Raw genomic sequence first — 25947 nt, 5'->3', positions numbered from 1 at the left:
GCGGACGTCACAGGAGGCCGGCGTCGGCGAGGTGCTTGCCCACCCGCCTGGTCTCCTCCTCGTTCAGCGGGATCTGCGGCACGGCCGTCGTGGGATGGTCGATGACTCCGCGCAGGTGCAGCGCCGCCTTGAAGGCGCCGAGCGCGGACGACCCGCCGCCCATCCTCGGCAGCCCCACCGTCACCAGCTCGAACAGGTTGATCAGCCGCTCCTGCTCGTCCTTCGCCGCCGCCCAGTCCCCCGCCCTCGCCGCGGCGAACAGGCGCGCGTAGCCGTGGGGGTCCACGTTCCCCAGCCCAGGAACGACCCCGTCGGCGCCCATCCACAGCGCGCAGTCCACGGTGACCTCCGAGCCTGTGAGCACGCTGAAGGACGAAGGCCGCGAAAGGATGAGCGAGCGCAGCCCGCCGTCGTCGCCGCTGGAGTCCTTCACCCCCGCCAGCACCCCTGACGAGGCCAGCTCCAGCAGCAGGTCGCGGCCGAGCTTGGTGTGCACGGAGACCGGAAGGTCGTAGGCGTAGACCGGCAGCCCCGCCACCTCGGCGATCGTCCGGAAATGGAGGGCGATCTCCGCCGGATGGGTGCGCGCGTAGAACGGCGCGGTGGCCACGATGCCGTCCACGCCCGCCGCGACCGCCGCGCGCACGTGGTCGAGCACCCTGAGCGTGGTCATGTCGATCACGCCGGCCAGCACCGGCACCTGTCCCGCCACGTGCTCCACCACGGTGTCCAGCACGGCCCTGCGATGCCCGTCGGGCAGGTAGGCGGCCTCGGAGGAGGAGCCGAGCACGAACAGACCGTCGACGCCGCCGTCCATCAGGTGGTCGACCAGCCGGGTCAGCGACGGCCCGTCCACGTCGAAGGAGGGTGTCAAGGGGGTGCACACCGGAGGGATCACGCCGGTCAGCTTCACGAGCTCTCCATCGCTTGGTTGATCAGTTCGACATCGGTGGCCCCTTCGGGCACCGGGTGGTGACAGCGGAACAGGTGCCCGCCCGTGCCGGTCGGCTCGGGCATCGACGACGCGCATCGGGCGTCGGCCTTCCAGCAGCGCGTGCGGAAGGGGCAGCCGCTGGGCGGGCGGGTGGCCGAGGGAACCGCCCCGCCCAGCGGGATCGGGTTGATCGGCGACAGCAGCCCCGGCGTCGCGGAGAACAGCGCGCGCGTGTAGGGGTGCCGTGCCCGATGGGGGACGGCGAGCGCCGGCGTCTCCTCGACGATCCGCCCGAGGTACATGGTGACGACCCTGTCGCTCATCCGCCTGACGGTCTGGATGTCGTGCGAGACGAAGACCATCGCCAGGCCGAGCCTTTCCTTCAGGTCCAGCAGCAGGTTGAGGATCTGGGCGCGGACCGAGACGTCGAGCGCGCTGGTGGGCTCGTCGGCGATCAGGAGGGCCGGTTCCAGGGCGAGCGCCCTGGCGATGGCCACCCGCTGCCGCTGCCCTCCCGACAGCTGGCCCGGCAGGAGGTCGGCGCTGGAGGCGGGCAGGCCGACCAGGTCGAGCAGCTCGGCGACCCTGGCGTCCCTGCCTGGCCGTCCGTGGACGGTGAGCGGGTCGCGCAGGATCTGCCTGATCGGCAGCCGCCTGTTGAGCGCGGTCGAGGGGTCCTGGAAGACCATGCCGACGCTGGCGCCGAGCAGCGGGCGGCGGCGCGACTCGGGCATCGCCCACACGTCCTGCCCGTGGAAGGAGAGCGTGCCCGAGGTCGGCCGCTGCAGGCCGACCAGCACCTTGGCCAGCGTGGACTTGCCGCACCCCGACTCCCCCACCACGCCGACGGTCTCCCCCGCCGACACGGTCAGGTCGGCGCCGGTGAGCGCATGGACCCGGTCGCGGGAGAACAGCCCGCCCGTGCGGGCTTTGTGCACCACGTGCACGTCGGTCAGGGAGATCATGCGGGTACCTCCACCTTCGCGGGATGGTGGCAGGCCACCCCTTCGAGGAGCGCGGGAGCGTCGGTGTGGCACACCTCGGTGGCCATCGGGCAGCGGTCGGCGAACCTGCACCCCGCGGGGAAGTCGGCGGGCGAGGGGACGACGCCCCGGATCTGGGTGAGCCGCTCGGCCCCCGCCTCCAGCGACAGGACCGAGCCCAGCAGGCCGCGCGCGTAGTGGTGGCGCGGGTTGCCGACCAGCGCGGCCGTGGGGCCGGTCTCGACGATCTGCCCGCCGTACATGACGGCGACCCTGTCGGTGACGTCGGCGACCAGCGCGAGGTCGTGGGAGACCAGCACGAGCGCGAAGCCCAGCTCGGCGCGCAGGCGCAGCAGCAGCTCGATCACCTGTGCCTGGACGGTGACGTCGAGGGCGGTGGTCGGCTCGTCGGCGATGATCAGCTTGGGGTCGCGGGAGAGCGCCATCGCGATCAGCACCCGCTGGCGCTGGCCCCCCGACAGCTCGTGCGGGTAGGCCGACAGCGTGCGCGGCGGGTCGAGCCCGACGAGTTCGAGCAGCTCGGCGGGGCTGCGGGTGCCGCCCCGCCGCACGACCTGCTTGAGCTGGGACCTGATGGTCATCGCGGGGTTGAGCGAGGAGAGCGCGTCCTGGTAGATCATCGCCATCTCGTGGCCCATGAGCCGCCGCCTGGCGCCTCTGGAGAGCGTCAGCAGGTCGCGGCCCTCGAACAGCAGCGATCCGGCGACCTTCGCCTCGCGCGGCTGCAGGCCCATGATGGTCAGCGCGGTCAGGGACTTGCCGCAGCCCGACTCACCGACCAGGCCGAGCACCTCGCCTGGCCGTACCTCCAGCGAGATGCCGTCGACGATGTCGACCTCGTCGAAGGTGATCCTCAGCCCGGTGACCCGGAGGATCGGCTCGCCGGTCGGCAGCGGTCGGGCCCGTTCGGCCAGACGCCTGGCCGCCTCGGCCAGGCCGGGCAGCGCGGTGAGCTCGCCAGGGGCGGCCTGCTCGAACGCCTTCCTCGTGGACGGCCGCGCGCGGGCGCCAGGAGCGGCCCACGCGTCCGAGACGCCCTCGGAGAGGATGTTGAGCGCGAGCACGGTCAGGAGGATCAGCAGCCCGGGGAAGACCGTCGCCCACCAGCCGCCGAGCAGCACGAGGTTCTTGCCGTCGGCGATGACGCTGCCCCACGAGGGGTTGGGCGGGCGCACGCCCGCTCCGATGAACGACAGCGACGCCTCGAAGACGATCGCGTCGGCGACCATGACCGTGCAGAACACCAGCACGGGCGCGGCGCAGTTGACCGCGACGTGCCTGATCAGGATGTACGGCGTGCGCGCCCCGATGATCCGCTCAGCCGCGACGTAGTCCTCGCCGTACTGGGCGAGCACGTTGGCCCGCACCACCCTGGCCACCGACGGCATGTACAGGAAGGCGATCGCCATCACCAGCACGGGGATGCTGCCGCCGAAGACCGCCACCAGGACCGCGGCCAGCGCGATGCCGGGGAAGGCCATGATCACGTCGAGGATCCGCATCACGGTCTCGTCGACGGCCTTGCGGGAGGTGGCGGCGAAGGCTCCGATGATCGCCCCCGCCACCAGGGCCAGGGCGGTCGCGCCCAGCCCGATGAGGAGCGACCAGCGCGCGCCGTGCAGAAGCCTGGACAGGATGTCGCGGTTGGCGCTGTCGAGGCCCATCCAGTGCGCCGCCGAGGGCCCGCCTCCCGCGGCCTGCTGGAAGTACGGCGAGTGCGGCGCCAGCCAGGGCGCGAGCACCGCGGCCAGGACGACCAGTGCGAGCACGCCCAGGGCGGCCCACGACAGCGGTGAGAGCCTGCGGAAGGCGACGCCGGGGCGGGACAGCCGTTCGGTGAGTCCGTTTCTCATCAGCCCGCGCTCCTGAGCCTGGGGTTGACCAGCAGGTAGAGGACGTCCACGGCCAGGTTGACGACCATGAAGCCGACCGCGATGGTCAGCACGACGCCCTGGACGACCGCGGGGTCTCCGTCGCGCACCGCGTTGATCATGAGCTGGCCCATGCCGGGCAGGCCGTAGATCTGCTCGATGACCACCGCGCCGCCGATCAGGTAGCCGATGCGCAGGCCGAGCACGGTCAACGGGTTGATCAGCGCGTTGCGCAGCACGTTGCGGCCGACGACCACGACGGGAGGCAGGCCGCTGCCGATCGCGGTGCGCACGTAGTCGCGGTCGAGCTCCTCCACCATCGAGGTGCGGATGATCCTGGTCAGCTGGGCGGCCACCGGCAGCGACAGCGACAGGGCGGGCAGCGTCATCGAGCGCAGCCATCCCGGCAGGGAGTCGGCGGGGTTGATGTAACCGCCGGTCGGGAAGAGGCCCTCCCCCACCGACAGCCACTGGATCATCAGCAGCGCCAGCCAGAAGGCGGGGGCGGCCACGCCGATCAGCGACACCATGCGGATGACCTGGTCGGGCCAGCGGTCGCGGAACAGCGCGCCGGTGACGCCGAAGACCAGCGCGAGCACGATCGCGACGCCGAGACCGAGGAAGGTGAGCTGCAGGGTGAGCGGCAGCGCGGTGACGACCGACTCCAGCACCGGCTTCTTGGTGAGCACGCTGGTGCCGAGGTCACCCTGGACCAGGTCGCCGACGAAGCGCATGTAGCGCAGCGGCAGCGGGTCGAGCAGGCCGTTCTCCAGCTGGAACTGGCGGATCTGCTCGGCGGTCGGGTTGGCGCCCTGGAAGTAGGCGTACTCCGGCTTGTTGTTGGAGAAGCGCATCACGACGAAGACGAACGCGATCACGCCGAGCAGCAGCGGGACCAGGATGAGGACGCGCCGCGCCAGCATCCGCAGGACGACGGTCATGCCCGCCTGGCCTGCAGCAGGCTGATGCCGGGGTAGGCCTGCGCCCTGATGCCCGAGAGCTTCTTCGGGTCCCACGCGGTCATGAGCTCGGTGTGGACGACCGGGTAGAGCACGGCCTGCTCGGCGATGACGTCGAGGTAGGAGTGGATCAGTTCGCGCCGCTTGGCCTGGTCGAGCTCCCTCGTCGCCTGGTCCATGAGCGCGAACAGCTTCTTGGCGTCGTCGCTCTCGGCCCACTTGGTGTACTTCATCCACACGCCGCCCGGCACGTAGTTGTAGTGCAGGATCAGGTCGGCGTCCATGCCGAACTGGTTGGGGTTGGAGGCTGCGGCGACGACCTGGTAGTCCTGCGACTGGTCCATCTTGGTGAAGACGGCGGTGGTCTCCTGCGGCTCCAGGGTGGTCTTGACGCCGATGGCCTCCCACGAGGCGGCGATGGTCGGCAGGCAGTCGACGATCCAGCTCACGTTGACCGACATCAGGTTGATCGACAGGTCCTTCACGCCCGCCTCCGCCAGCAGCGCCTTGGCCTTGGCGGGGTCGTGGTCGTAGACGGTGGCGGCCCGCCGGTGGTCGGGGTGCTGCTCGTTGAGGAAGGAGCTGGAGGCGCTGCCGTGGCCCTTGAGCGCCACCTCGATCATCTTGCGTTTGTCGATGGCGTAGTGGAGCGCCTGCCGTACGCGGACGTCGTCGAAGGGTTTGGTGGCGGTGTTGAACATCAGGAACATGTGGTTCATGCCCTTGCCGCCCTCGACGGTCAGGCCCTGCTGCCTGAGCTGCTCGATGTTGGCGTATGGGACGTTGTCGGCGATCTGCGCCTCCGCCGACGCGCCCGAGATCTTGGCGACCCTGGCCGAGGCGTCGACGATGGTCAGCCAGTTCATCTTCTTGGCCGTGGCGGGCCTGGGCCCGTTGTATCCGGCGTAGGCCTCGAAGGTGGTGTTCGACTTCGGGTTGTGCGCGGTCTGCCGGTAGGGCCCCGAGCCGACGGCCTTGCCGCCCTTGGCGGCGTCCCACGCTCCGGGCTGGGAGAAGACGTGCTTCGGCATGATCTTGGCGATCGACAGTCTCGGCGCCGCGTCGGGGAAGGGGAACTTGAAGACCAGCTCGACCGTGCGGTCGTCGACCTTCTTCACCTCCTCAAGGAACGGCCTGAAGAACGAGCCGGTCAGCACGTTGGCCTCGGGGTCGAGGATGCGCTGGAAGGTGAAGACCACGTCGTCGGCCGTGACGGGCTTCCCGTCGTGCCAGGTGGCGCCCTGCCTGAGGGTGAAGGTCCAGCGCGTGGCGTTCACGTCGGACGGCAGCGCGGTCGCCAGCGCGGGATAGGGCTCCCTGGTGATCGGATCGGTCTCCAGCAGGCCCTCGTAGATGTGGTTGTTGGCGGCCATGGCGAAGGCGGAGGCCGTCTGCGTGGGGTCCCAGCTGCCGTCGTTGCCGTAGCCGATGACGGCGGTGATCAGGTCGGTGTCGGAGCCCGCGCCCACCGATCCCGTCGAGGCGGGACCGCCGGAGCAGGCCGCGACCGTGGTCGCGATGAACGCCGCGGCGCCGGTCGCCCCGCTGTAGCGAAGGAAGTCGCGACGGCTCAACCTGGACATGGGCGTCTCCTCTCCTAGGACGTGGGACGTCCTACCAATAAGGTAAAGTGGAGGTTAGGCTCCATGAAGGTTCCGGTCAAGAGAAGGTTTCGCCAATGTTTCCTAGGATGCACGCGTGAGACTGAGCCGTGCGGTCGAGGTCCAGCAGGCCGTCAAGGAGATCATCCTGAGCCGCAGGCTCGCGGCGGGCGATCCGCTGCCCACCGAGACCGAGCTCATGGAGGAGCTGGGCGCCAGCCGCAACTCCGTGCGTGAGGCGCTCAAGGCGCTGCAGGCGGTCGGCATCGTCGACATCCGCCACGGCTTCGGCATGTTCGTGGGCCGCATGTCGCTCAACGGCCTGGTCGACGAGCTCGCCTTCCACAGCCGCATCAGGATGCACGACGACGGCCCGCGCCAGCTCGGCCACCTCGTCGAGATCCGCGAGGTGCTCGAGGCCGGGCTGGTCGAGCGCCTCATCGACCTGGGCGGCGAGGCCGACCTTTCGCCCGTGGCCGAGGTGATGGCGAGGATGAGCGCCGAGGCCGAGGTGGGGATCATCTCCCCCGAGACCGACAGGCTCTTCCACGACGTGCTCTACAGGCCGCTGGGCAATCCGCTGGTGGGGCAGCTGCTCGGCGCGTTCTGGGACGTCTACCACCAGCTGCGCGACCATCTGGGCGCACCGGACGAGTCGCCCGCCGACCTGGCCAGGCGCCACCGCGACATCTACACCGCGGTCGCGGCGGGCGACAGGGCGGCGGCGGTCGCGGCCGTCCACGCCCACTTCGAGGGGGTCCGCAACCGCCTGGCCAGGCTCACCTAGCCAAGCCCGCGCCCATCACACACCCGCGCGGATGCAGCCGGTAGAAGCGGCGGAACAGCTCGTCCCTGCTGGTGAAGTACCCGAGGTCCTCCAGCACCCACGCCGACAGGTCCACGCTCGTCCTGCCGACCGCCTCGAACAGGGTCTCGGCGCCGCTGTTGGTGAAGGGACGGCAGTCGTCCAGGCACTCGTACACCTCCGACACCGGCACCCACCGCCCCTCCAGGAGGAACTCCGGCCAGGCCAGCAGCACTCTGCGCGGGATGAGCGGGCGCAGCAGCGGGAAGCGCGCGTGCCAGAACCCGCCGTCCACGCGCAGTCCCTTGACCCTGGTGGCGATGCCGCCTGCCCGGGCCACGGCTTCCAGGACGGCAAGGCGCTGGCTGCACGAGCCCCTGCCCAGCGCGAGCGTCCTGGACACCGGCCTGAACTCGTTGAGCGCGTAGACGGGCCTCAGCCCGGCGGCGATGAGGCGGTGGGCCGCGATCAGCCTCGCCCTGTCATCGGCGCCCCGCGCCTGGGCGGCGAGCCGGGCGACCAGGGGGTGGCCCCAGTCGAGGATGGGGGTGGCCTCGAGGGTCTTCACCCCTCGATTGTCCTACGATCGCAGGTAGCATGAGCCCATGGTGCGCGCTCTGGGTGACCTCGAATCCACGATCATGGACAGGATGTGGTCCTACCGCCGCCCCGCCTCCGTGCGTGACGTGCTCGAAGACCTGAGGCGCGAGCGCGAGATCGCCTACACCACGGTCATGACGGTGATGGACAAGCTCCACAAGAAGGGCCTGCTGCGCCGTCACCCCGTCGGCAAGGCCTACGTCTACGAGACCGTCAGCAGCAAGGAGGCCTACACCGCGGGCCTCATGCGCGAGACGCTGGCCAGCGGCGGCAACCAGGCCGCCACGCTCGTCCACTTCCTCGAGCGGCTGAGCCCCGAGGAGGCCGCCGCCCTGGAGTCGGCGCTGCGCGTCTACCCGCCGAAGGGCCGTCAGGAGTGACCGACGCCCTCATCCTCGCCGTCTACACCGTCGTCGCCTGCGCGCTGCTGGCGCGCCCGCTGTCGGCGGCGCGCTGGGCCGAGCGGGCGCCGCGGCTCGCGATCGCCATGTGGCTGTCGGCCTGCGCCTCCGTCGTCGGCTCCGCGCTGCTGGCCGTGCTGACCGCCACCGTGCCCGCCGACGCCGTCGGCCACGGGCTCGCCCGCCTGTTCGAGCTGTGCACCATGATGCTGGCCGAAGGGCCGGGGGCGTCCGCGTGGGCGGCGCTCGGCGCCTGCGCAGTCACGCTGACGCGGCTGGCGGCGAGCCTGACCGCGGTGCTGGTGCGGGCCAGGAGGGAGCGGGGCAGGCACGCCGCCATGCTCGCCCTGCTGGGCCGTCCCGACAGCGCGCTGGGCGCGATCGTCGTCGACTACGCCGAGCCGCTGGTCTACTGCCTGCCGGGGCGCGCCGCCAAGACCGTGATCACCACCGCGGCGCTCCGCTCGCTCAGCGCGTCCCAGGTGGCGGCGGTGCTGGCGCACGAACGGGCGCACGTGCGCGGCAGGCACCATCTGGTGCTGGCGGCCGGCGAGGCGTTCGCCCGCGCCTTCCCCTTCGTCCCGCTGTTCGACGTGGCCAGGCGGGAGGTGGCGCGCCTGATCGAGTTGCGCGCCGACGACGTGGCCGCCCGCCGCCATCCGCGCGCGCAGATCGCCGCCGCGCTGGTGGGCCTGGCCACGGGCAGGGTGCCCGCGTTCGTGATGGGCGCCGGCGGCCAGAGCGCGCTCACCAGGGTGCGCCGCATGCTGGGCCCCGCCGCGCCGCTGGCCAGGGGCGAGCGGCTGGCGGGCCTGGCCACCGTGGCGCTGCTGCTCGGCGGGCCCGCCGTCGTGGCCGCCGCGCCCGCGATGAGCGCGTTCATCGCCCACCACTGTCACGCGCTCACCCTGCTGTGAACTACGATCCTTCGTCGTAGCTCCGTCTCGACGAAGGATTCACATGCACGACGTGTTCGCCAGGCTCGACGCCTTCGGCGAGCGTTACCGGCTCGAGCGCGGCCTGATCGCCCACGACGACTGGATCGACTGCTCGCGCCTGCTCGACCCCGGCTCGCCTGAGCTCACCCGCGTCCTGGAGGCGGAGCGGCACGCCAGCGGCCAGGTCTCCGACCACGCCACCGCGCTGACCGTCATCGCCGTCTACGCCGGCAGGGTCACCACGGCGGCGCTGCTGGCGTGGGCGTTGGAGGGCGTGCTCCTGGACATGCGCCCCTCGAACGTCGCCATCCGCCTGTCGGAGCACCACGGGTTCGAGGCGGTGGGCTTGCGGCAGCCGTCCGCGATCGAGGGTCCGGTGGAGACGCTGGTCGCGTGGGTGCTGGAGGAGCACCTGCTGCCGCTGGCCGACGCCCTGCGCTCGCGCACGAGGGCGGGGCTGCGGCAGCTCCACGGCGGCATCGCGTACGGCTGCGCGGCGGCGTTCTGCTCGGCCAGCCTGCGCGGCGGCGACGTCGACCTGCTGGAGGCGGCCTACCACCGGTTCATGGCGGCGGCGGGTGGCGGGCTCGACCGGCTCGGCACGGTGGTGCGGCTGCGAGAGGGCGAGCGTGAGGGCCTGTTCTACCTGCGCGACACCTGCTGCCTCTACTACACCTCGGCCGAGAAGACGCTGTGCGCCAGCTGCTGCCTGGACACCAGGCAGGACAGGATCGCCGCCTACCGCACGGTGCTGAGCGGTCTGAGCTCGTAGCGACCCTGCTCGTGCCGGGCCGGCCATGCCGTCGGGCAGCCGTCCGCGCCGAGCGGCGGCTGCTCGGTCGCCACCGCGCCCGAGCAGCCCGCCACCATCACGACCGCCAGGAGCACGAGCACCGAGCGCATGGGGCGAATGTACTCCGGTCAGCGGACGGCGGTCGGCGATGAGGCGTTCGCGACCAGCAGGCGGGGGGCGCCCGTGCCGTCGGCCGGCACCGCCCACACGTCGGGGCCCTTGGCGTACATGACGGTGCGGTCGTCGAGCCAGGCGGCCTGGTCGTCGACGTGGGCCGGCTCGGCGAGCGGGGTCTCCTTCATGCTCGCCAGGTCAAGGCCGTGCAGCCGCCACCGCCCTCCCGGCATGAGCTTCTTGAACACCAACCGCCTGCCGTCCGGGGAGAGCGAGGGGCACTCGGCGTTCTCGCGCAGCACCCGCGCCTGCCACCTGCCGTAGTCACCTTCCACGAGATAGGTCTTGCCCCGGGTGGAGACGGTGGCGTAGAAGCGGTTGTCGTCGCCGGCGAAGGTGACGCCCCAGTAGTTGACGTCGGCCGAGTGGTAGCGGCGGCCGTCCTTGGTCAGCGGGATCTCCTCCATGTTGGTGATCGCGTAACCGGTGCGGTTGTCGAGAATGCCGGTCCAGGTGGAGAAGCCGCCCTTGTTGTAGGAGTCGCCGGTCACGAAGACCGTCCACGAGATCATCCGCCCCGTGGGCGAGACCCTGGCGCGGCTCGGGATCCCCGCGATGTGCAGGCGCCTGGTCTGCTTCATGCTCCTGTCGACCACGAGGGCGTAGGTCTTGGCGACCTCGGTGACCAGGCAGACCCCCGTTCCCGCCGCGGTGGCGAACCGCTCGCACCGGGTACGGCTGCCGCGCACGAAGCCGCTCGCGTGGTCCCTCACCACGATCTGGCCCGGCCTGGCCAGGTCGAAGGCGGCCTCCTGCGCGGGGGCCACCCTGGCGGCGCGCACCGCGTAGAACAGCGCGCCGCCGCCCAGCACGAGCAGCGTGACGGCGAGGATCAGCGCCTTCCTCATCGGGTACTCCTTCGCTGGAGATCCCCGGCTTTAGCCCTGGGGAGGAAACCGAACTTGCCGCCTAGCGGCGCACGGGACGTCAGTCCGCCGCCAAGGTGGAATGACGTTAAGCAGGAGCAGCGTCGACTGCTAGATTTCTGGATGTGCGGACCGCGTACAAGTGTCGGGCGTACCCAACCGCCGAACAGGCAGCGGTGCTCAACCGCACGTTCGGGTGTGTGCGCGTGGTGTGGAACCAGACGCTTGCCTGGCGGCACCGTCGCTGGCACACCGAACAGGCATCCACGAACGCGCCGCAGGCCAATGCCTTCCTCACCCAGCTCAAACGGACCAAGGAGTTCGCCTGGCTGAACGAGGTGTCCTCGGTCCCGCTGCAGCAGGTGCTGCGCACACAGCAGCGGGCGTTCGCCCACTTCTTCGCCGGACGCGCCCGATACCCACGGTTCAAGTCCCGGCACAGCCGCCAGAGCGCGGAGTACACCCGCAGCGGGTTCCGCTACCGCCAGGGCCGCCTGTGGCTGGCGAAGATGGACGTCCCGCTTGAGTTCGTGTGGTCCTGGCCCGACGTGGACCCGGCGACGGTCGCCCCGTCCACGGTGACTGTCTCCCGTGACCCCGACGGCCGCTGGTACGTCTCGCTGGCCGTTGATGTCACCGATCCGGATCAGGCCCAGGCTACCGGTGCTGTGGTCGGTGTGGACCTGGGCGTCAAGGACTTCATGGTCACTTCCGACGGACAGAAGATCGCCAACCCTGGCAGCCTGGCCAAACGGCAACGCAACCTCGCCCGCTACCAGCGCAGGATGGCCCGCAAGGCCAAGGGCTCGGCGAACCGGGCCAAGGCCAAAGCGAAAGTCGCCCGCGCCCACCGCAAGGTCCGCGCGTCCCGGGCGGATTTCCTGCACAAGACCTCGACGCGGCTGGTCCGCGCCCACGACGTGATCGTGATCGAAGATCTGGCCGTGAAGAACATGGTCCGCAACCGGAGCCTGGCCAAGGCCATCTCCGACTGCGGTTGGGGCACCTTCCGCCGCATGCTCGCATACAAGACGGCCGCCTACGGCCGCCATCTGATCGTGGTGGATCGCTGGTTTCCCAGCTCGAAAACCTGTAGTGGCTGCGGGCACCTGCTCGCCACGCTCTCGCTGTCCACCCGGACGTGGCAATGCCCGTCCTGCGGCACCCGGCACGACCGGGACGTCAACGCCGCGAAGAACATCCTGGCGGCAGGTCTTGCCGTGTCTGCCTGTGGAGGTGACGTCAGACGCTCCGGGTCCGCCCGGGTGCAGTCGCCCGCGAAGCAGGAAATCCAGCCTGCGAAGGTTGGAGTCCCTCGCCTTTAGGCGTGAGGAGGAAGTCAACTGACCACCTTCCAGAATGCGAGGCAGGCCACGATGCCCGCGCCCATCACGACCAGCCCCGGCACGGGGCCGAAGAACGTCCACGCGGCGCCGTACATGATCGAGCAGAGCATGCGGGCGACGGCCTGCCCGGTCTGCAGCAGCGCCAGCCCGCTGGTGCGCAGGTGCGCGGGCAGCAGCGGGCCCGCGGCGGCCATCAGCACGCCGTCGGTGGCGGCGTAGAAGAACCCGAAGACGCCCAGGACCAGCCAGTACGGCGCGCCGCCGCCGAGGAGCGCGTAGACGCAGACCAGCGCGACGTGGCCGAGCATGAACACGGGCACGCGCCCCCACCTGTCGGCCAGCCGCCCGACGGGTACGGCCAGCAGCAGGTAGACGGCGGCCGTGCCGAGCGGCAGAAGGGGGAAGTGCTCGGGCGCGATGCCCGTGCCCTTCTGCAGCAGCAGGTAGACGAAGGGGTCGCTGACCGTGACCAGGCCGAGCCCCGCGGCCAGCAGGCAGATCCTGCGGAAGCGGGGCTCGCGCAGGAGCGCCAGCGTGACCCTCGGGCGCACGGCGGGAACGGGCACGACGACCGGCGGCTGCTCCCTGACGTAGAGGACCAGCAGCACGACACCGAGGACGGCGATCGCGAAGCTGACCACGAACACCACGTCGTAGGCGCCGGTCGCGCCCAGCACGGCGAAGGCGGCCAGCGGCCCGAGGAAGGCGCCGACGGTGTCCATCGCCCGGTGGACGCCGAAGGCCTGGCCCTGCGTCTCGGGCGAGGCGCTGAGCGAGATCAGCGCGTCGCGGGGCGCGGTGCGCAGGCCCTTGCCCGTCCTGTCGGCGGCGACCACGGCGCCGAGCAGCCCGACCGAGCCGCCCGCCGCCATCAGGCCGAGCTTGCACACCGCCGACAGCGCGTAGCCGAGCCCCGCGACCAGCTTGCGGCGCTGCCAGCGGTCGGCGGCGTGCCCCGCGGCCAGCCGTACCACCGCGGTGACCCCGAAGTAGAGCCCGTCGAGCAGGCCGTAGGCCAGCGGGCTGAGCCCCAGCACGAGGACCGCGTAGTACGGCAGGACCGCGGTGACCATCTCCGAGGAGATGTCGGTGACCAGGCTGACCATGCCCAGTGCCAGCACGTTGGCCGGCACGGCCATGGTCAGCCCGCGATACCGGAATCCCGAGATGTACATCAATCAGTGGCAGGTGTAGGTCGGGCTGGTGTCCTTGACCGCGCCGTCGACGCCGATCAGCTGCCAGGAGAAGGTGCTCTCACCGAGGCTGAGCTTCACCACGCCGAAGGTCCCCGACAGCCGCTTCTGGCTGTTGGGCTGCACGTTCTCGATGTTGTACGGCGGAGCGCCGCCCATGCCGCCGAGGATCTCGACGATCCCGTTCGGGTCGGCCTGTGCGCTGGGGTTCTGCGGCCCGAAGCGCTCGTAGTGGTGGTCGTGGCCGTTGAGCACGAGGTCGGCCCGCTTGTCGTAGAGGGCCTGCCAGACCGGCCTGCTGACGGGGTCGTTGCCGTGCTCGCCCGAGCTGAACAGCGGGTGGTGCCAGTAGGCGGCCACGCAGCGCTTGGTGTTCGCGGCCAGGTCGGCCTTCAGCCAGTTGATCTGCGCGCTCTGGTCGAAGGCGTTGGAGTCGAGGGCGACGAAGTGCCAGTTGCCGTGGTCGTAGCTGTAGTAGCTCTTGCCGTTGGGGTAGGCGATCGAGCCGAAGTACGACTTGTAGCCCGCCAGCGAGCCCGCCGGGTCGTAGGTCTCGTGGTTGCCGGGCACGGGCCTGGTCTTGCTCTTGAACGAGCCCCACGTCTTGTCGTAGTAGGCGGTGAAGTCCTGCAGCCTGGCGTCGTCGTACTGGTTGTCACCCATCGTGATGACGAACTCGGGGTTCATCGACTTGACCACGTTGGCGGTCTTGGGGTGCATGCACGAGCTCGAACTGGCGGTGCACTGGTCGGCGATGTCGCCGGCGGCCGCCACCACGAACGAGCCGCCGCCTGTGGCGGGGCCGACCGTGAGCTTGTCGAGGTTCGGACCGCCCGTCGCGGCCGTGGCGGTGGCGCGGACGGTGTTGGCGCCCGCGTTCAGCGTCGCGGTGAGCGTGACGTCGGCCCAGGTGCTCCATGCGCCGGTGCCGGGGAAGTCGCGGTTGACAGTAACGCCGTTGACCGCGACGGCCAGCGGGCGGTTGGCCGTGGTGCCGTTGGCGTAGCGAAGGGTCAGGTTGTGGGCGCCCGCGGTGGCCGCGGTGACCGTCCACTCGACGTAGCCGCCCGCCACGTTGACGTAGTCGACGAAGCCGCTGCCGGTGAAGCCCGCGTGGTTGGCCGCAACGCTCGCCTGGGAGAGGGTGGCGTTCTCGGCCTGGTAGTCGGGGCCGGGGTTGCCCGGGCCGCCCTCGCCGTAGACCTGCATCTCGTACAGGGAGTAGCCGTAGGCGGTGCCGCGGGCGGTGCCGTACATACGGACGTAGCGGCCCGAGCCCGACACGGTCAGGTCGTCGGTGCCTCCGTCGCCGCTGGAGGTGGAGTAGAGGGTGGTCCACGCGGCCCCGTCGTTGGAGGCCTGGATCTGGTAGGCCTTGCCGTAGGCGGCCTCCCAGGTCAGCTTGACGCGGGTGAGCGGGGTGACGGCGCCCAGGTCGACCTGGAGCCATTCGGGGTCGTGGCCCTCGACCGAGGCCCATCGGGTGGTGGTGAGGTCGCCGTCGAAGGCGCTCGCGGCACCCAGGGTGGCGTCCTCGACGGAGGAGGCGGTCGCAGGCTTGCCCTGGGAGAGCAGGGATTCGGCTGCGGTGGCGGCGGCGGGGCCGACAAGCAGCCCTGCCAGGAGGATGAGGGATAACAGCAGCGCACGCGGCATCGAGGGCTCCAAGGCATGGGGGAACTACTCACGACGCACGGCCGGGGCAGAAAGATCACTGAGCGCGTCACGTCGTCGCCGACGCCGCGCCAAGCCGCTTAATCGGCATCCTGGCAAGCGGTTCGGGCGGCTGTCAAGGAAGTTAGGAAACCTTCCTAACTTGAATCAGCGTAGGCTTCTGACATCCAGCTCGCGCAGCACCCTGTCGACCACTTCAGGGTCGACGCCGGGCTCCTTGCGCGCGGCGAGCACGGCCTGGCGCGAGGCCGACAGCATCTCCTCCTGGACCCGTCGCACCCGTCGTCCGCGCTCGACCCGCTGCGCGACGGCCGCGCGCCGCTCCTCGTCGGCCATGTCGGGGCTGATCCGCACCCCCATGTCGAAGGCCCGTCTGACCAGCAGCTCCCTCACCTCCTCAGGCAGCTCCTCCGCCGCGTCGATCTCCTCGAGGCGGCGCCTGGCCGCGCGGGTGGCGCGGATGGCGAGCTCCCGCTCGAGCGACTTCTCCGCCTCGGTGTCGGCGCGCACGCCGAGCCTGCTCACCAGCCAGGGCAGGGTCAGCCCCTGCAGGACGAGCGTGGCGAGGATGACGACGAAGGCGATGAAGACGATCTCGTCGCGGGCAGGGAAGGGCGAGCCGTCCTCGGTCTCGAACGGGATGGCCAGGGCCAGCGCCACCGAGGCCACACCGCGCATGCCCGCCCACCACATGACGATCGTCTCGCGCAGGCTGCCGGGGATCTCGGGGTGGTTGTGCGTCGCCTCGCGGATCTTCCTGGCCGCCCATGCGGCGGGCAGGAGCCAGGCCAGCCGTACGAACACGACCACGGCGACGACCGCGGCGCCCCAGCCGAGCATCTGCCACGCCCGCCCCTCGGAGGTGCCGAAGACGGTGTGCAGCTCGAGCCCGATCAGGCCGAAGGCGATGCCCGTGACGAGCGTGTCGACGATCTCCCAGAACGTCGCTCCCGCGAGCCTGCCGGAGACGTCGTCGGGGTTGGCCGTCCGCTCCGACAGGTAGAACGCCGTGGTCAGCACGGCCAGCACCCCCGAGCCCCGCAGCTGGTCGGCCAGCGCGTAGCTGACGAACGGCACCAGCAGCGACAGGCCGATCTGCAGGGTGGCGTCGGCGACGAAGCCCATCAGCCTGCCGGCCGTCCAGGCGACCGCCACGCCGACCACGACCGCGACCACCGCCGACAGCACCAGCTCCCCCACCGCGCCCGTCCAGGTGAACGTGCCGGTGACGGCGGCGGCGATCGCCACGTGGTACAGCACGATCGCGGTGACGTCGTTGAAGAGCCCCTCGCCCTCCAGGATCGACACCATGCGCCTGGGCAGGCCGAGCCTGCCCGCCACCGCGGTCGCCGCCACCGGGTCGGGCGGGGCGACCAGGGCGCCGAGCGCGGCGGCCGCGGCCAGCGGCAGCCCCGGCACGATGGCGTGCGCCACAGCCGCCACCGCCGCGGTCGTGACGAACACCAGCGCGACGGCCAGCAGGAAGATGGGCTGCCAGTTGGCCGCGAACTGCCGCCACGAGGTCCGATGCACCGAGGCGTACAGCAGAGGGGGCAGCACCAGCGGCAGCACCAGCTCGGGCGGGACGTCCACGTTCGGCACGAACGGCAGCAGCGCCATGACGATCCCGAACAGCGTCATCAGCACCGGCGCGGGCAGCCCGAGCCGCTCGCCCAGAGGTACGGTCACCACCGCGCCGAGCAACAGCAGGAACAGGAGCACGAGCTGGTCCACGCTTCGCAGCCTGGCACAACGGGGTCCGCGTGATCGCCAGGCGGAAACACCCGATCAGGAAACAATCCCTCTTCTTGGGGGAGACATGTCGTCGCGGCCGACCGGCGCCCTGCGGCGAGCCTGCCCGGCTCGGCCTGCTCGATCGTCGACGGCGCGCCGATCGTCATGCCGCCGGGAGGCGCGCGGGGCCTGCCGGTTGGAGACGAGGCCGAACCTCACCTGAGCCTCCGAACCTCGCCTGAGGTGGAGCCGGCCGAGCCTGAGGTGGTGCCGGGCCCCAGGCGGTGCCGGGCCGAGCCCAAGGCGGACTAGGCCAGGCCCTTGCCCGTGCCCAGGCCTCGCAGCAGGGTGTCGACCAGGCGCGTGGCCAGGGTGTCGGCGTCGCCGTCGTGGCTCTGCGCCGCCTCGTGGATCAGCGCGTAGTAGACGCGCCTGGCCCAGTCAGGGTCGACGTCGGCGCGGAGCACTCCTGCGGCCTGGGCGCCGCGGAAGAGCCGGTCGCACCGCGCCTCCACCTCCGCGTGCACCCTGCCCACCTCGGGGTCGGACGACAGCGCCCTGCTCATCGCGAACCCCCAGTCGATCTTCACTCGCAGCACGTTCGCCGTGACCTGGTAGAGCGCGACCAGCGGAGGCGTGGTCTCGGGATGCGCGGCCTCCACCGCCGCGGCGAACTGCTTGGTCGCCCATCCCGCCATCGCGTCGACCAGCGCGTCCCTGGAGGCGAAGCGCCGGTGGACGGTCGTGCGCGCCACCCCCGCGGCCTCGGCGATCTGCTCCATGCTGGCCGCCGGGTTCTTGCTGAGCACCCGCTCGGCCGCCTCCAGGATCGTCCGTACGGTTCGCTCCGCGTCGGACCGCAGCGCACGCGTCGTCTCACTCACACCCCTGATGTTACGCCATCGTGGCCACTCAACTCGAACTTGCGTCATCAGTGTTGCAAGTTATACGTTCATGGCATCGGCATTGACGCACCTAAGAGAGGTTTCACGACCATGGATATGCGACTGTCCGGCGAGACCGCCGTCGTCACCGGCGCGAGCAGGGGCCTGGGCCTGGCCATCGTCAAGGCGCTGACCGGCGAGGGGATGCGGGTCGTGGCCGCCGCGCGGACGATCTCACCCGCGCTCGCGGAGAGCGGGGCGAGCGTGGTGGCGGTGGACCTGTCGACCGCGCGGGGGCCCGCCGAGCTGATCGACCAGGCGCTGGCCGAACTGGGCGAGATCGATCTGCTGGTCAACAACGTGGGCGGCGGCGACGGGGGCGAGGGCCAGCTCGACGGCTTCCTCGGCTTCGGCGACGAGCAATGGCAGCAGGCCTACGAGCTGAACTTCCTGAGCGCCGTGCGCGCCACGAGGGCCGCCATGCCGAGCCTGCTGCGCCGGCGCGGCTCGGTCGTCACCATCTCCTCCAACGGCGCCCGCATGCCGCACGCGGGACCGATCACCTACACCACCGCCAAGGCGGCGCTGACCGCGTTCGGCAAGGCGCTGGCCGAGGAGTTCGGCCCGCGCGGGGTACGGGTCAACACGATCTCGCCGGGCGCGGCGCGCACCTCGATGTGGGAGGACCCCAACGGCTACGGCGCCGCGCTCGCCGCCTCGCTCGGTCTCGAACACGACCAGCTCCTGGCGGCGCTGCCGTCGAGCACGGGGATGACGACAGGCCGGTTCGTCGAACCGGAGGAGGTCGCCGCGCTGGTGACCTATCTGGCCTCACCGCACGCGGGAAGCGTTAACGGCGCCGACTACGTCATCGACGGCGGCGCCATCAAAACGGTCTGAGCCGCGAGGGGCGGCGCGGGGATGCCGGCCGCCGGGCGCGCCCCATGCCCGCGCGCCCCATGCCCACGCGCCCCGCGCCCGGCGCATCCCTGCGACAGAGTAGGCGGCGGCCATGAACGGTCAGCCGGGCGTTACGGTGCGACACGAGGCCTCCGTGTGTGGCTGCAGATTCGACACCCACACCACACCGGAGGTCTCTTTGTTGATCAAGTACCACTGTTAACAACGCTCGTGGTCATTACAGCTGGCCGCGCAGGCCCGCGAACAGGTCGTCCTCGTGGTCGGGTGCGGGGACCTTGCAGACCTTCCGCACGAAGGCCTCCGTGGAGAAGACGCGGTGCTGGGCCTCCTCCGGCATCTGCAGCAGGAAGATGCTGTCGCCCTGGCTGGCGTGCGCGCGCAGCGCCTTCACCTTGTGCTCGACGTACGGCGAGACATCGGCCACCGTGGTGATCAGCTCGTCGGGGGTGCCGAAGTCTTCGGGCAGCTCCAGCTCGTCCATCTCCATGCCCGAGGCCCGCATGTAGTCGAACATCTCCTGGACCCCCTTCCTCGACACGGCCGTGTAGTAGAGCTTGTCGGGGATGCCCGTCGACTCGGTGGCCGCCACCGCGATCCTGTGCGCCTGGATGTGGTCGGGGTGGCCGTAGCCGCCCTTCTCGTCGTAGGTGACCACCACCTGCGGCCTGTAGCGCTCCATCAACTCCGCCAACCTGGCCGCCGCGCTCTCCACCGGCACGTTCCAGAAGGAGTCGGGGTGGGCGTTGCCCTCCCAGCCGTCCATGCCCGAGTCGCGGTAGCCGAGCAGCTCGAGATGCTCGATGCCCAGGTGCGCCACCGACTCGCGCAGCTCGGTCAGCCTGCGCTCGGCGACGGCGGCGTCGTCGTGGGCGGGGTCGCCCGGCTTCACCCCGCCAGGCCCGTCACCCTGCTCACCGTTGGTGCAGGTGACCAGGACGGTCCTGATCCCCTCGGCGGCGTAGCGGGCGAGGATGCCGCCGGTGCCGATCACCTCGTCATCGGGGTGGGCGTGCACGGCCATCACTGTCAACTGTCGATCCATCCCTGCATTCAACCTCACGACGCCGACATTTCCCCGGCAGGAGGGGTGCGCATTGGGAGTTCCCGCATTTCCCGGAAAAAGTGCGGAGCCGTCCGTATCGTTCATCTCACTGTGGAGTCGCACCGCCACAGAGGGTGATCGCGAGCCAGGGGAGGGCCGCATGGTGGGTGGCTCAGGGCGTCACGGACCAGCGGGGCCGTACGCGGATGTCGTCCAGGACCGGAGGTTCCGCCTTCTCAGAACACGCTTCCGCCGTCTGGCGATCGGCATCGTCGCCTCCTTCCTCGGCTGGTACTTCCTCTACATCTCACTGTCGGCCTTCGCCCGCGACTTCATGGCCTATCCGGCCATCGGCAACATCAACGTCGCGCTGCTGCTCGGCATCCTGCAGTTCGTCTCCACCTTCGTCCTGGCCTGGCGCTACACCCGCTACGCGCGCAGGATGCTCGACCCGCTGTCGGCGCAGCTGCGCCAGGAGGCCGAGCAGCGCCAGGCCGACCTCGAGCGGCACGAGCAGATCCTGGCCGAACGCAGGCGCATCGAGAACTGGACACCCCAGCCGCGCCACGGAAGGCGGCGCCGATGAGCGGGACGGTGCTGACCTTCGGCCTGTTCATCCTCTTCATCGTCATCACCCTCGTGGTCACGTTCTGGGTCAGGGGCAACACCCGCAGCGCCGAAGACTTCTACGCGGGCGGCAGGGCCTTCTCCGGGCCGCAGAACGGCCTGGCGCTGGCCGGCGACTACATGTCGGCCGCCTCCTTCCTCGGCATCGCGGGCATCATCGCGCTGTCGGGCTACGACGGTTTCCTCTACTCGATCGGCTTCCTGGTCGCGTGGCTGCTGACGCTGCTGCTGGTGGAGCTGATGCGCAACGCGGGCAGGTTCACGATGGCCGACGTCCTGTCCTACCGCGTACGGCAGCAGCCGAGGGTCCGCGTGGCGGCCGTCGTGTCCACGGTCACCGTCTCGGTCTTCTACCTCCTGGCCCAGATGGTGGGCGCGGGCGCGCTGGTGTCGCTGCTGCTGGGCGTCTCCACCGACACCGCCAAGGTCGTCACGATCGTCGCGGTCGGCGCCATGATGATCTTCTATGTGATGTTCGGCGGCATGAAGGGCACCACCTGGGTGCAGATCATCAAGGCCGTGCTGCTGATGTCGGGCACGATCGTGCTGACGGTGCTGGTGCTGGGCAGGTTCGGGTTCAACCTGAGCGAGATGCTGGGCGCCGCCGCCAAGGCCAGCGGCCAGCCCGACTTCCTGCGGCCCGGGGTCAAATTCGGCCAGGACGTCGAGGGCGATCCCGTCAGGACGCTGCTGAACAAGCTCGACTTCATCAGCCTCGCCCTGGCGCTGGTCCTGGGCACGGCGGGCCTGCCGCACATCGTCACCAGGTTCTTCACCGTGCCCGACGCCCGCGCCGCCCGCGCCTCGGTCAACTGGGCGATCGGCCTGGTCGGCGTCTTCTACCTGATGACGCTGGCGCTGGGCTTCGGCGCCACCGCCCTGGTCGGGCGCGAGGCGATCACCGCGCAGGACCCCGCGGGCAACACCGCCGCCCTGCAGCTGGCGCAGGTGCTGGGCGAGTACGTCGGAGGGCCCGTCGGCGGCGACCTGATGCTCGCCTTCATCGGCGCGGTCGCCTTCGCCACCATCCTCGCGGTGGTCTCGGGCCTGGTCATGGCCTCCTCCACCTCCCTCGCCCACGACTACTTCGGCCACGTGCTGATGTTCGGCAGGCCGAGAGAGTCGCAGGAGGTCGGGGTGGCGCGCCTGTCCGCCCTGGTGATCGGGCTGCTGGCGGTCGTGCTCGCGGTGGTCGCCCGGCACCAGAACGTCGCCTTCCTGGTGGCGCTCGCCTTCGCGATGGCGGCCTCGGCGAACCTGCCCGCGATCGTGCTGTCGTTGTTCTGGAAGAGGTTCAACTCCACCGGCGTCGTCGCGGGGGTGTACGGCGGGCTGTCCGGGTCACTGCTGCTGGTGTTCTTCTCCCCCGTCGTGTCGGGGAAGGTCGACCCGGTCACCGGGGCCAGCCTGTCGCTACTCCCCCGTGGCGTCGATTTCGCCTTCTTCCCGATGGAGAACCCCGGCCTGGTGTCGATCCCGCTCGGCTTCGTGTGCGCGGTCGCCGGAGCGTTGCTGAGCAAGGAGCAGCCCGACACCGACAGGTTCGACGAGCTGTCGGTCCGCTCCCTCACGGGGACCGGCGCGCACCGGGCCCCGACGAGGGGAACACGGCGGCAGCACTAGCCCGTCGGCGTTCCAGATCCTAGGTTTCCCTTGAGTGCTTCTCGATCAAGGGAGACAGCATGACGGAACTCGCCGAGCGGATGCATCGGACCTTCTTCCGGATGATGTCCCTGCTCTCCCCTCGGGGGCAGGGCGTCTTCCTGCGCCGTTACTTCGACTGGTGGCACCGCACGCCCGATCCGTGGAGGCTCGGGAGCGACGCCTACGAGCGGCACAAGTACGCCATGACGCTGGAGGCGGTTCCCCGCCTGCCGTACCGGCGGATTCTGGAGGTGGGGTGCGCGGAGGGGGTGTTCACCGACACTCTGGCGCGGCGCTTCCCCGACGCCGAGATCGTCGGGATCGACATCTCCACACGGGCCCTGGAGCGGGCCAGGCAGCGGACGGAGAAGGCCAGGTTCGTCCATGCCGACCTCCTGAGCCATCCTCTTGAAGAGCGGTTCGACCTGGTCTTCTGCGCGGAGACGCTCTACTACGTGGGCAGGTCGGGACGGCTTCGCCAGGCCTCGCGGCGGCTGGCGGGGCTGCTGGCCGAAGGCGGGGTGCTGGTGCTGGTGCATCCGTGGCCCGAGGCGGCGAGCCTGCACAGGTTCGCCGACGCCGACCGCTCGCTGTCGCCCGTGACCGACCGGGTCGACACCGGCACCCATCGGCCCTTCGCCGTCACCGTCTATCGCAAGGCCTGACGGTCATCTGCCGCCGGTGAAGGCCCGCTCGCCGGGCTTCGGCACCCTGACGAGGCGGCGTCGTCGGCGGAGACGAGGGCCACGGCGGCCTCCTGCGGGCCGGCCGCCTCGCGCACGCCGTCGGGCAGGGGCTCGACGAGAGCGCGCCTGTCGGGGTGGGAGATCCACAGGGGCCGCGCCCTGCTTGACGAGCAGCTAGTCGGCGGTGGTCCTGGTGGTCACTTCGGCTCCGTTGAGTAGACGAGGGAGAGGACGCCTGTCTCGAAGGTGGTGGAGGAGACGAGCTTGAGCGGGATCTGGCCGGTGCCCTCGAACAGTCGCTGGCCGGCGCCGACGACGATCGGGTGGACCATCAGGTAGAGCTCGTCGAGCAGGTCGTGCTCGAGCAGCGATCTGACCAGGGTGGCGCTGCCGCTCATCGAGATGGTGCCGCCGTCCTGCCGCTTGAGCGCGGTGAGCTCCTCGACGAAGGAGTCTCCCTTGATCAGCGTGCTGTTGGTCCAGTCGGCCGAGTCGAGCGTGTTCGAGACGACGTACTTCTTGACGTTGTTGATGTGGTCGGCGAAGACGTCGCCCTGGCCGCTCTTGCTGGGCCAGTAGGCGGCCCACTCCTCGTAGTTGACGCGGCCCATGAGCATGGCGTCGGACTCGGCCATCTGCGCGCCGATCGCGGCGCCCATCTCGTCGTTGAAGTAGGGGAAGTGCCACTGGTCGGGAGACTCGACGACGCCGTCGAGGGAGATGAAGAAGGCAGCCGTGATCTTTCGCATGTCGTCTCCTCATGTTCCTTGCGGTGTGGCTTCAGCCTCGCACCGACAACTTTTTTTGTCAACAGTGTCGGAGCGCCGCCGGGGTCACTCCGACGGCCGCCGCGACGCGCCGCGTCTCAGGGGCGGGAGCCGGGCAGGTGCGCTCGCAGGTAGGGGGCGGTGCGGCTGCCTGGCGCGGCGGCCACCTCCTCGGGCGTGCCCTGGGCGACGATCGTGCCGCCCTGCTCGCCGCCGCCCGGCCCCAGGTCGATGACGTGGTCGGCGGCCAGGATGACGTCGAGGTCGTGCTCGACGACGACCACGGTGGCGCCGCCGTCCACGAGGGCGCCGAGCTGGCGCATCAGCACCTCGGTGTCGGCGGAGTGCAGCCCCGCGGTCGGCTCGTCCAGCAGGTAGAGGGTGCGGCCCCTGCCGGTGCGCTGCAGCTCGGAGGCGAGCTTGACGCGCTGGGCCTCCCCGCCGGACAGCTCGGTGGCGGGCTGGCCGAGCCGCAGGTAGCCGAGGCCGACATCGCGCAGCGTGCCCAGCTGACGCCGCGCCGCCGGCAGGAAGGCGTAGGCGTCGTCCACCGTCAGGTCGAGCACCTGGGCGATCGTCAGCCCGTCATAGGTGATCTCCAGAGTGGCCGGGTTGTAGCGGGCGCCGTGGCAGTCGGGGCACGGGGCGTAGGTGCTGGGCAGGAAGAGCAGCTCGACCGAGACGTAGCCCTCGCCCTTGCAGGTCTCGCAGCGCCCGCCCTGGACGTTGAAGGAGAAACGTCCCGCGTCGTAGCCGCGCCTTCCTGCCTCGTCGGTGGCGGCGAACAGCTTGCGGACGACGTCGAACAGGCCGGTGTAGGTGGCCAGGTTGGAGCGCGGGGTGCGGCCGATGGGCTGCTGGTTGACCCGCACCACCCTGTCGGTCTCGTCGCTGGAGCCCAGCGCGTCGAGCAGCGTGGACTTGCCCGAGCCCGACACCCCTGTGATCGCGGTGAAGACGCCGAGGGGCACGTCGACGTCGAGGCCGCGCAGGTTGTTGCGGGTGATGCCGCGCGGCTTCAGCCATCCGCGGGGCGTGCGGGGCGCACCCGCCCGTGCCGAAGGCGCGCGGAACAGGTAGCGGCGGGTGACCGACTCCTCGACCCCCGCGAGCTCGCCGACCGGGCCGCTGTGCAGGATCGTGCCGCCGTGCACCCCCGCTCCTGGGCCGACGTCGACCACCCAGTCGGCGGTGCGCACCACGTCGAGGTCGTGCTCGACGAGGAAGACGGTGTTGCCCGAGCGCTTCAGCCGTACCAGCACCGAGGTCAGCGCCTCGGTGTCGGCGGGGTGCAACCCCGCCGACGGCTCGTCGAGGACGTAGACGACGCCGAACAGGCCCGAGCGCAGCTGGGTGGCAAGGCGCAGCCGCTGCAGCTCGCCGCCCGACAGGGTGGGGCTGCTCCTGCTCGCGCTGAGGTAGCCGAGCCCGAGCTCGACCAGGACGTCGATCCGGGCGATGAGGTCCTGCGACAGCACGGCGGCCGCCCCCTGGCCCTCGGTGTACGGCCTGAGCACGCCTGCCAGCGTTTGGAGCGGCATCGAGGCCAGCTCGGCGATGTCGTGCCCGGCGAAGGTGACGGCCAGCGCCTCGGGACGCAGCCTGCGCCCCCCGCACGACGGGCAGGCCGCGCCGACCAGGAACCGCTCGGCCTTCCTCCTGCTGGTCTCGCTCTTGGAATCGGCGTAGGCGTGCAGCACCAGGCGCTTGGCGCTGGAGTACTTGCCCTGGTAGGGCCGCTGGATGCGGTCGGGGTCGCGCTCGGGATGGACGGTCACCACCGGCTGCTCGTCGGTGAACAGGATCCACTCGCGCTGCTCCGCTGGCAGCTCGCGCCACGGCCTGTCGATGTCGTAGCCCAGGACGCCGAGCAGGTCGCGCAGGTTCTTGCCCTGCCACGCGCCGGGCCATGAGGCGATCGCGCCCTGCCTGACGCTCAGCGAGGGGTCGGGGACCAGGGACTCCTCGGTGACCTCGTAGACCACGCCCTGGCCGTGGCACTCGGGGCAGGCGCCCACCGCCGTGTTGGGCGAGAAGGCGTCGGAGTCGAGCCGCTCGGCGCCCTCCGGATAGCGGCCCGCCCTCGACAGCAGCATCCGCAGCGAGTTGGAGATCATCGTCACCGTGCCGACCGACGAGCGGCTCGACGGCACCGACCTGCGCTGCTCCAGCGCCACCGCCGGCGGCAGTCCTGTGATGTCGTCCACGTCGGGGGTGCCCGCCTGGTGCAGCAGCCTCCTCGCGTAGGGCGCGACGGACTCCAGGTAGCGGCGCTGCGACTCGGCGTAGAGGGTGCCGAAGGCCAGCGACGACTTGCCCGAGCCCGACACGCCGGTGAAGGCGACCAGGGCGTCGCGCGGCATGACGACGTCCACGCCACGCAGGTTGTGCACCCTCGCGCCGCGTACCCGGACGTACTGGTCAGGCTCCATGCGCACGACGTTACCGGGCCCCGTCCAAGATTCTTCCAAGATTTTTCCGGC

Annotated in this window: 24 protein-coding genes; 9 read left to right on the top strand and 15 right to left on the bottom strand. The window is 70.6% G+C overall.

Annotation, left to right across the window (positions count from 1 at the left end):
- Positions 1-7: 7 nt before the first annotated feature.
- Genes ABFX50_RS05915 through ABFX50_RS05895 form a run of 5 tightly spaced genes read right to left on the bottom strand, consistent with a single transcriptional unit; the run spans position 8 to position 6351 of the window.
- The gene (locus ABFX50_RS05915) at positions 8-913 is read right to left on the bottom strand and encodes a dihydrodipicolinate synthase family protein (RefSeq protein WP_346143924.1); all 906 of its coding nucleotides are present in this window, start codon (positions 911-913) and stop codon (positions 8-10) included.
- Positions 910-1899 (bottom strand): oligopeptide/dipeptide ABC transporter ATP-binding protein, encoded by a 990-nt coding sequence (locus tag ABFX50_RS05910; RefSeq protein WP_346143922.1) that lies wholly within the window; start codon positions 1897-1899, stop codon positions 910-912. Before ABFX50_RS05910 ends, ABFX50_RS05915 begins: the two co-directional genes overlap by 4 nt.
- The gene (locus ABFX50_RS05905; RefSeq protein WP_346143921.1) at positions 1896-3791 is read right to left on the bottom strand and encodes a dipeptide/oligopeptide/nickel ABC transporter permease/ATP-binding protein; all 1896 of its coding nucleotides are present in this window, start codon (positions 3789-3791) and stop codon (positions 1896-1898) included. The genes ABFX50_RS05910 and ABFX50_RS05905 overlap by 4 nt, the downstream gene beginning before the upstream one ends.
- Positions 3791-4750: an ABC transporter permease gene (locus ABFX50_RS05900; protein WP_346143919.1), complete on the bottom strand. Its 960-nt coding sequence runs from the start codon at positions 4748-4750 to the stop codon at positions 3791-3793. Before ABFX50_RS05900 ends, ABFX50_RS05905 begins: the two co-directional genes overlap by 1 nt.
- Positions 4747-6351 (bottom strand): ABC transporter substrate-binding protein, encoded by a 1605-nt coding sequence (locus tag ABFX50_RS05895; protein WP_346143918.1) that lies wholly within the window; start codon positions 6349-6351, stop codon positions 4747-4749. Before ABFX50_RS05895 ends, ABFX50_RS05900 begins: the two co-directional genes overlap by 4 nt.
- A 115-nt stretch (positions 6352-6466) precedes the next feature.
- Between ABFX50_RS05895 and ABFX50_RS05890 the strand changes: the two genes are divergently transcribed.
- The gene (locus ABFX50_RS05890) at positions 6467-7156 is read left to right on the top strand and encodes an FCD domain-containing protein (RefSeq protein ID WP_221241001.1); all 690 of its coding nucleotides are present in this window, start codon (positions 6467-6469) and stop codon (positions 7154-7156) included.
- Here ABFX50_RS05890 and ABFX50_RS05885 read toward each other — a convergent pair.
- Positions 7149-7742, bottom strand: coding sequence for a transglutaminase domain-containing protein (locus tag ABFX50_RS05885; RefSeq protein WP_346143916.1), 594 nt, complete (start codon positions 7740-7742; stop codon positions 7149-7151). The two genes, ABFX50_RS05890 and ABFX50_RS05885, sit on opposite strands and share 8 nt — an antisense overlap.
- 37 nt (positions 7743-7779) lie before the next feature.
- On the opposite strand from ABFX50_RS05885, the gene ABFX50_RS05880 reads away from it, so the two are divergent.
- The 3 genes from ABFX50_RS05880 to ABFX50_RS05870 are packed head-to-tail and all read left to right on the top strand — an operon-like array spanning position 7780 to position 9885.
- Complete coding sequence (locus ABFX50_RS05880; RefSeq protein ID WP_183645379.1) at positions 7780-8154, top strand: BlaI/MecI/CopY family transcriptional regulator; 375 nt, start codon at positions 7780-7782, stop codon at positions 8152-8154.
- The gene (locus tag ABFX50_RS05875; protein ID WP_346143913.1) at positions 8151-9092 is read left to right on the top strand and encodes a M56 family metallopeptidase; all 942 of its coding nucleotides are present in this window, start codon (positions 8151-8153) and stop codon (positions 9090-9092) included. Before ABFX50_RS05880 ends, ABFX50_RS05875 begins: the two co-directional genes overlap by 4 nt.
- Positions 9093-9135: 43 nt before the next feature.
- Entirely contained in the window at positions 9136-9885 is a 750-nt protein-coding gene (locus tag ABFX50_RS05870; RefSeq protein WP_346143911.1) for a hypothetical protein, read from the top strand.
- Here ABFX50_RS05870 and ABFX50_RS05865 read toward each other — a convergent pair.
- Positions 9852-10016: a hypothetical protein gene (locus ABFX50_RS05865; RefSeq protein ID WP_346143909.1), complete on the bottom strand. Its 165-nt coding sequence runs from the start codon at positions 10014-10016 to the stop codon at positions 9852-9854. The genes ABFX50_RS05870 and ABFX50_RS05865 overlap by 34 nt on opposite strands.
- Before the next feature lie 18 nt (positions 10017-10034).
- The gene (locus ABFX50_RS05860; protein ID WP_346143907.1) at positions 10035-10928 is read right to left on the bottom strand and encodes a hypothetical protein; all 894 of its coding nucleotides are present in this window, start codon (positions 10926-10928) and stop codon (positions 10035-10037) included.
- 143 nt (positions 10929-11071) lie between these two features.
- Between ABFX50_RS05860 and ABFX50_RS05855 the strand changes: the two genes are divergently transcribed.
- The gene (locus ABFX50_RS05855; RefSeq protein ID WP_346143905.1) at positions 11072-12271 is read left to right on the top strand and encodes an RNA-guided endonuclease InsQ/TnpB family protein; all 1200 of its coding nucleotides are present in this window, start codon (positions 11072-11074) and stop codon (positions 12269-12271) included.
- A 14-nt stretch (positions 12272-12285) separates the two neighbouring features.
- Here ABFX50_RS05855 and ABFX50_RS05850 read toward each other — a convergent pair whose 3' ends face one another.
- The 4 genes from ABFX50_RS05850 to ABFX50_RS05835 form a co-directional block, all read right to left on the bottom strand.
- The gene (locus ABFX50_RS05850; RefSeq protein WP_346143903.1) at positions 12286-13467 is read right to left on the bottom strand and encodes an MFS transporter; all 1182 of its coding nucleotides are present in this window, start codon (positions 13465-13467) and stop codon (positions 12286-12288) included.
- A 3-nt stretch (positions 13468-13470) separates the two neighbouring features.
- Positions 13471-15141, bottom strand: a complete 1671-nt coding sequence (locus ABFX50_RS05845; protein WP_346143901.1) for a discoidin domain-containing protein — start codon at positions 15139-15141, stop codon at positions 13471-13473.
- Between the two features lie 165 nt (positions 15142-15306).
- Complete coding sequence (locus ABFX50_RS05840; protein ID WP_346143899.1) at positions 15307-16893, bottom strand: Na+/H+ antiporter; 1587 nt, start codon at positions 16891-16893, stop codon at positions 15307-15309.
- Between the two features lie 308 nt (positions 16894-17201).
- Positions 17202-17777 carry a TetR/AcrR family transcriptional regulator gene (locus ABFX50_RS05835; protein WP_312895419.1) on the bottom strand — a complete coding sequence of 192 codons (576 nt, stop codon included), beginning with the start codon at positions 17775-17777 and terminating at the stop codon, positions 17202-17204.
- A 111-nt stretch (positions 17778-17888) separates the two neighbouring features.
- Here ABFX50_RS05835 and ABFX50_RS05830 point away from each other — a divergent pair, with 111 nt between their 5' ends.
- On the top strand, positions 17889-18677 hold the full coding sequence (locus ABFX50_RS05830) for an SDR family NAD(P)-dependent oxidoreductase (protein WP_346143897.1): 789 nt from the start codon (positions 17889-17891) through the stop codon (positions 18675-18677).
- Between the two features lie 238 nt (positions 18678-18915).
- Here ABFX50_RS05830 and ABFX50_RS05825 read toward each other — a convergent pair whose 3' ends face one another.
- Positions 18916-19740 (bottom strand): PIG-L family deacetylase, encoded by an 825-nt coding sequence (locus tag ABFX50_RS05825; RefSeq protein ID WP_346143895.1) that lies wholly within the window; start codon positions 19738-19740, stop codon positions 18916-18918.
- Positions 19741-19900: 160 nt separating this feature from the next.
- On the opposite strand from ABFX50_RS05825, the gene ABFX50_RS05820 reads away from it, so the two are divergent.
- From ABFX50_RS05820 to ABFX50_RS05810, 3 genes are read left to right on the top strand one after another with little or no spacing between them, the layout of a single operon-like run.
- Positions 19901-20326: a DUF485 domain-containing protein gene (locus ABFX50_RS05820; RefSeq protein WP_346123326.1), complete on the top strand. Its 426-nt coding sequence runs from the start codon at positions 19901-19903 to the stop codon at positions 20324-20326.
- Positions 20323-21990: a solute symporter family protein gene (locus ABFX50_RS05815; RefSeq protein ID WP_346143892.1), complete on the top strand. Its 1668-nt coding sequence runs from the start codon at positions 20323-20325 to the stop codon at positions 21988-21990. Before ABFX50_RS05820 ends, ABFX50_RS05815 begins: the two co-directional genes overlap by 4 nt.
- Before the next feature lie 59 nt (positions 21991-22049).
- Positions 22050-22676 carry a class I SAM-dependent methyltransferase gene (locus tag ABFX50_RS05810; RefSeq protein ID WP_346143890.1) on the top strand — a complete coding sequence of 209 codons (627 nt, stop codon included), beginning with the start codon at positions 22050-22052 and terminating at the stop codon, positions 22674-22676.
- Positions 22677-22894: 218 nt separating this feature from the next.
- On the opposite strand, the gene ABFX50_RS05805 is transcribed toward ABFX50_RS05810, so the two are convergent.
- Both ABFX50_RS05805 and ABFX50_RS05800 read right to left on the bottom strand, forming a co-directional pair.
- A complete protein-coding gene (locus ABFX50_RS05805; RefSeq protein WP_346143888.1) occupies positions 22895-23446 on the bottom strand; it encodes a dihydrofolate reductase family protein in 552 nt (183 codons plus the stop codon).
- 116 nt (positions 23447-23562) lie between these two features.
- Positions 23563-25896, bottom strand: coding sequence for an ATP-binding cassette domain-containing protein (locus ABFX50_RS05800; protein ID WP_346143886.1), 2334 nt, complete (start codon positions 25894-25896; stop codon positions 23563-23565).
- Positions 25897-25947 lie beyond the last annotated feature (51 nt).

The sequence above is a fragment of the Nonomuraea recticatena genome, from assembly GCF_039533245.1.
In the GTDB taxonomy this organism is placed as follows: Bacteria; Actinomycetota; Actinomycetes; order Streptosporangiales; family Streptosporangiaceae; genus Nonomuraea; species Nonomuraea roseola.
Note: the sequence above shows the minus strand (reverse complement) of the source record. Positions and strands in the feature narration are given on the sequence as shown.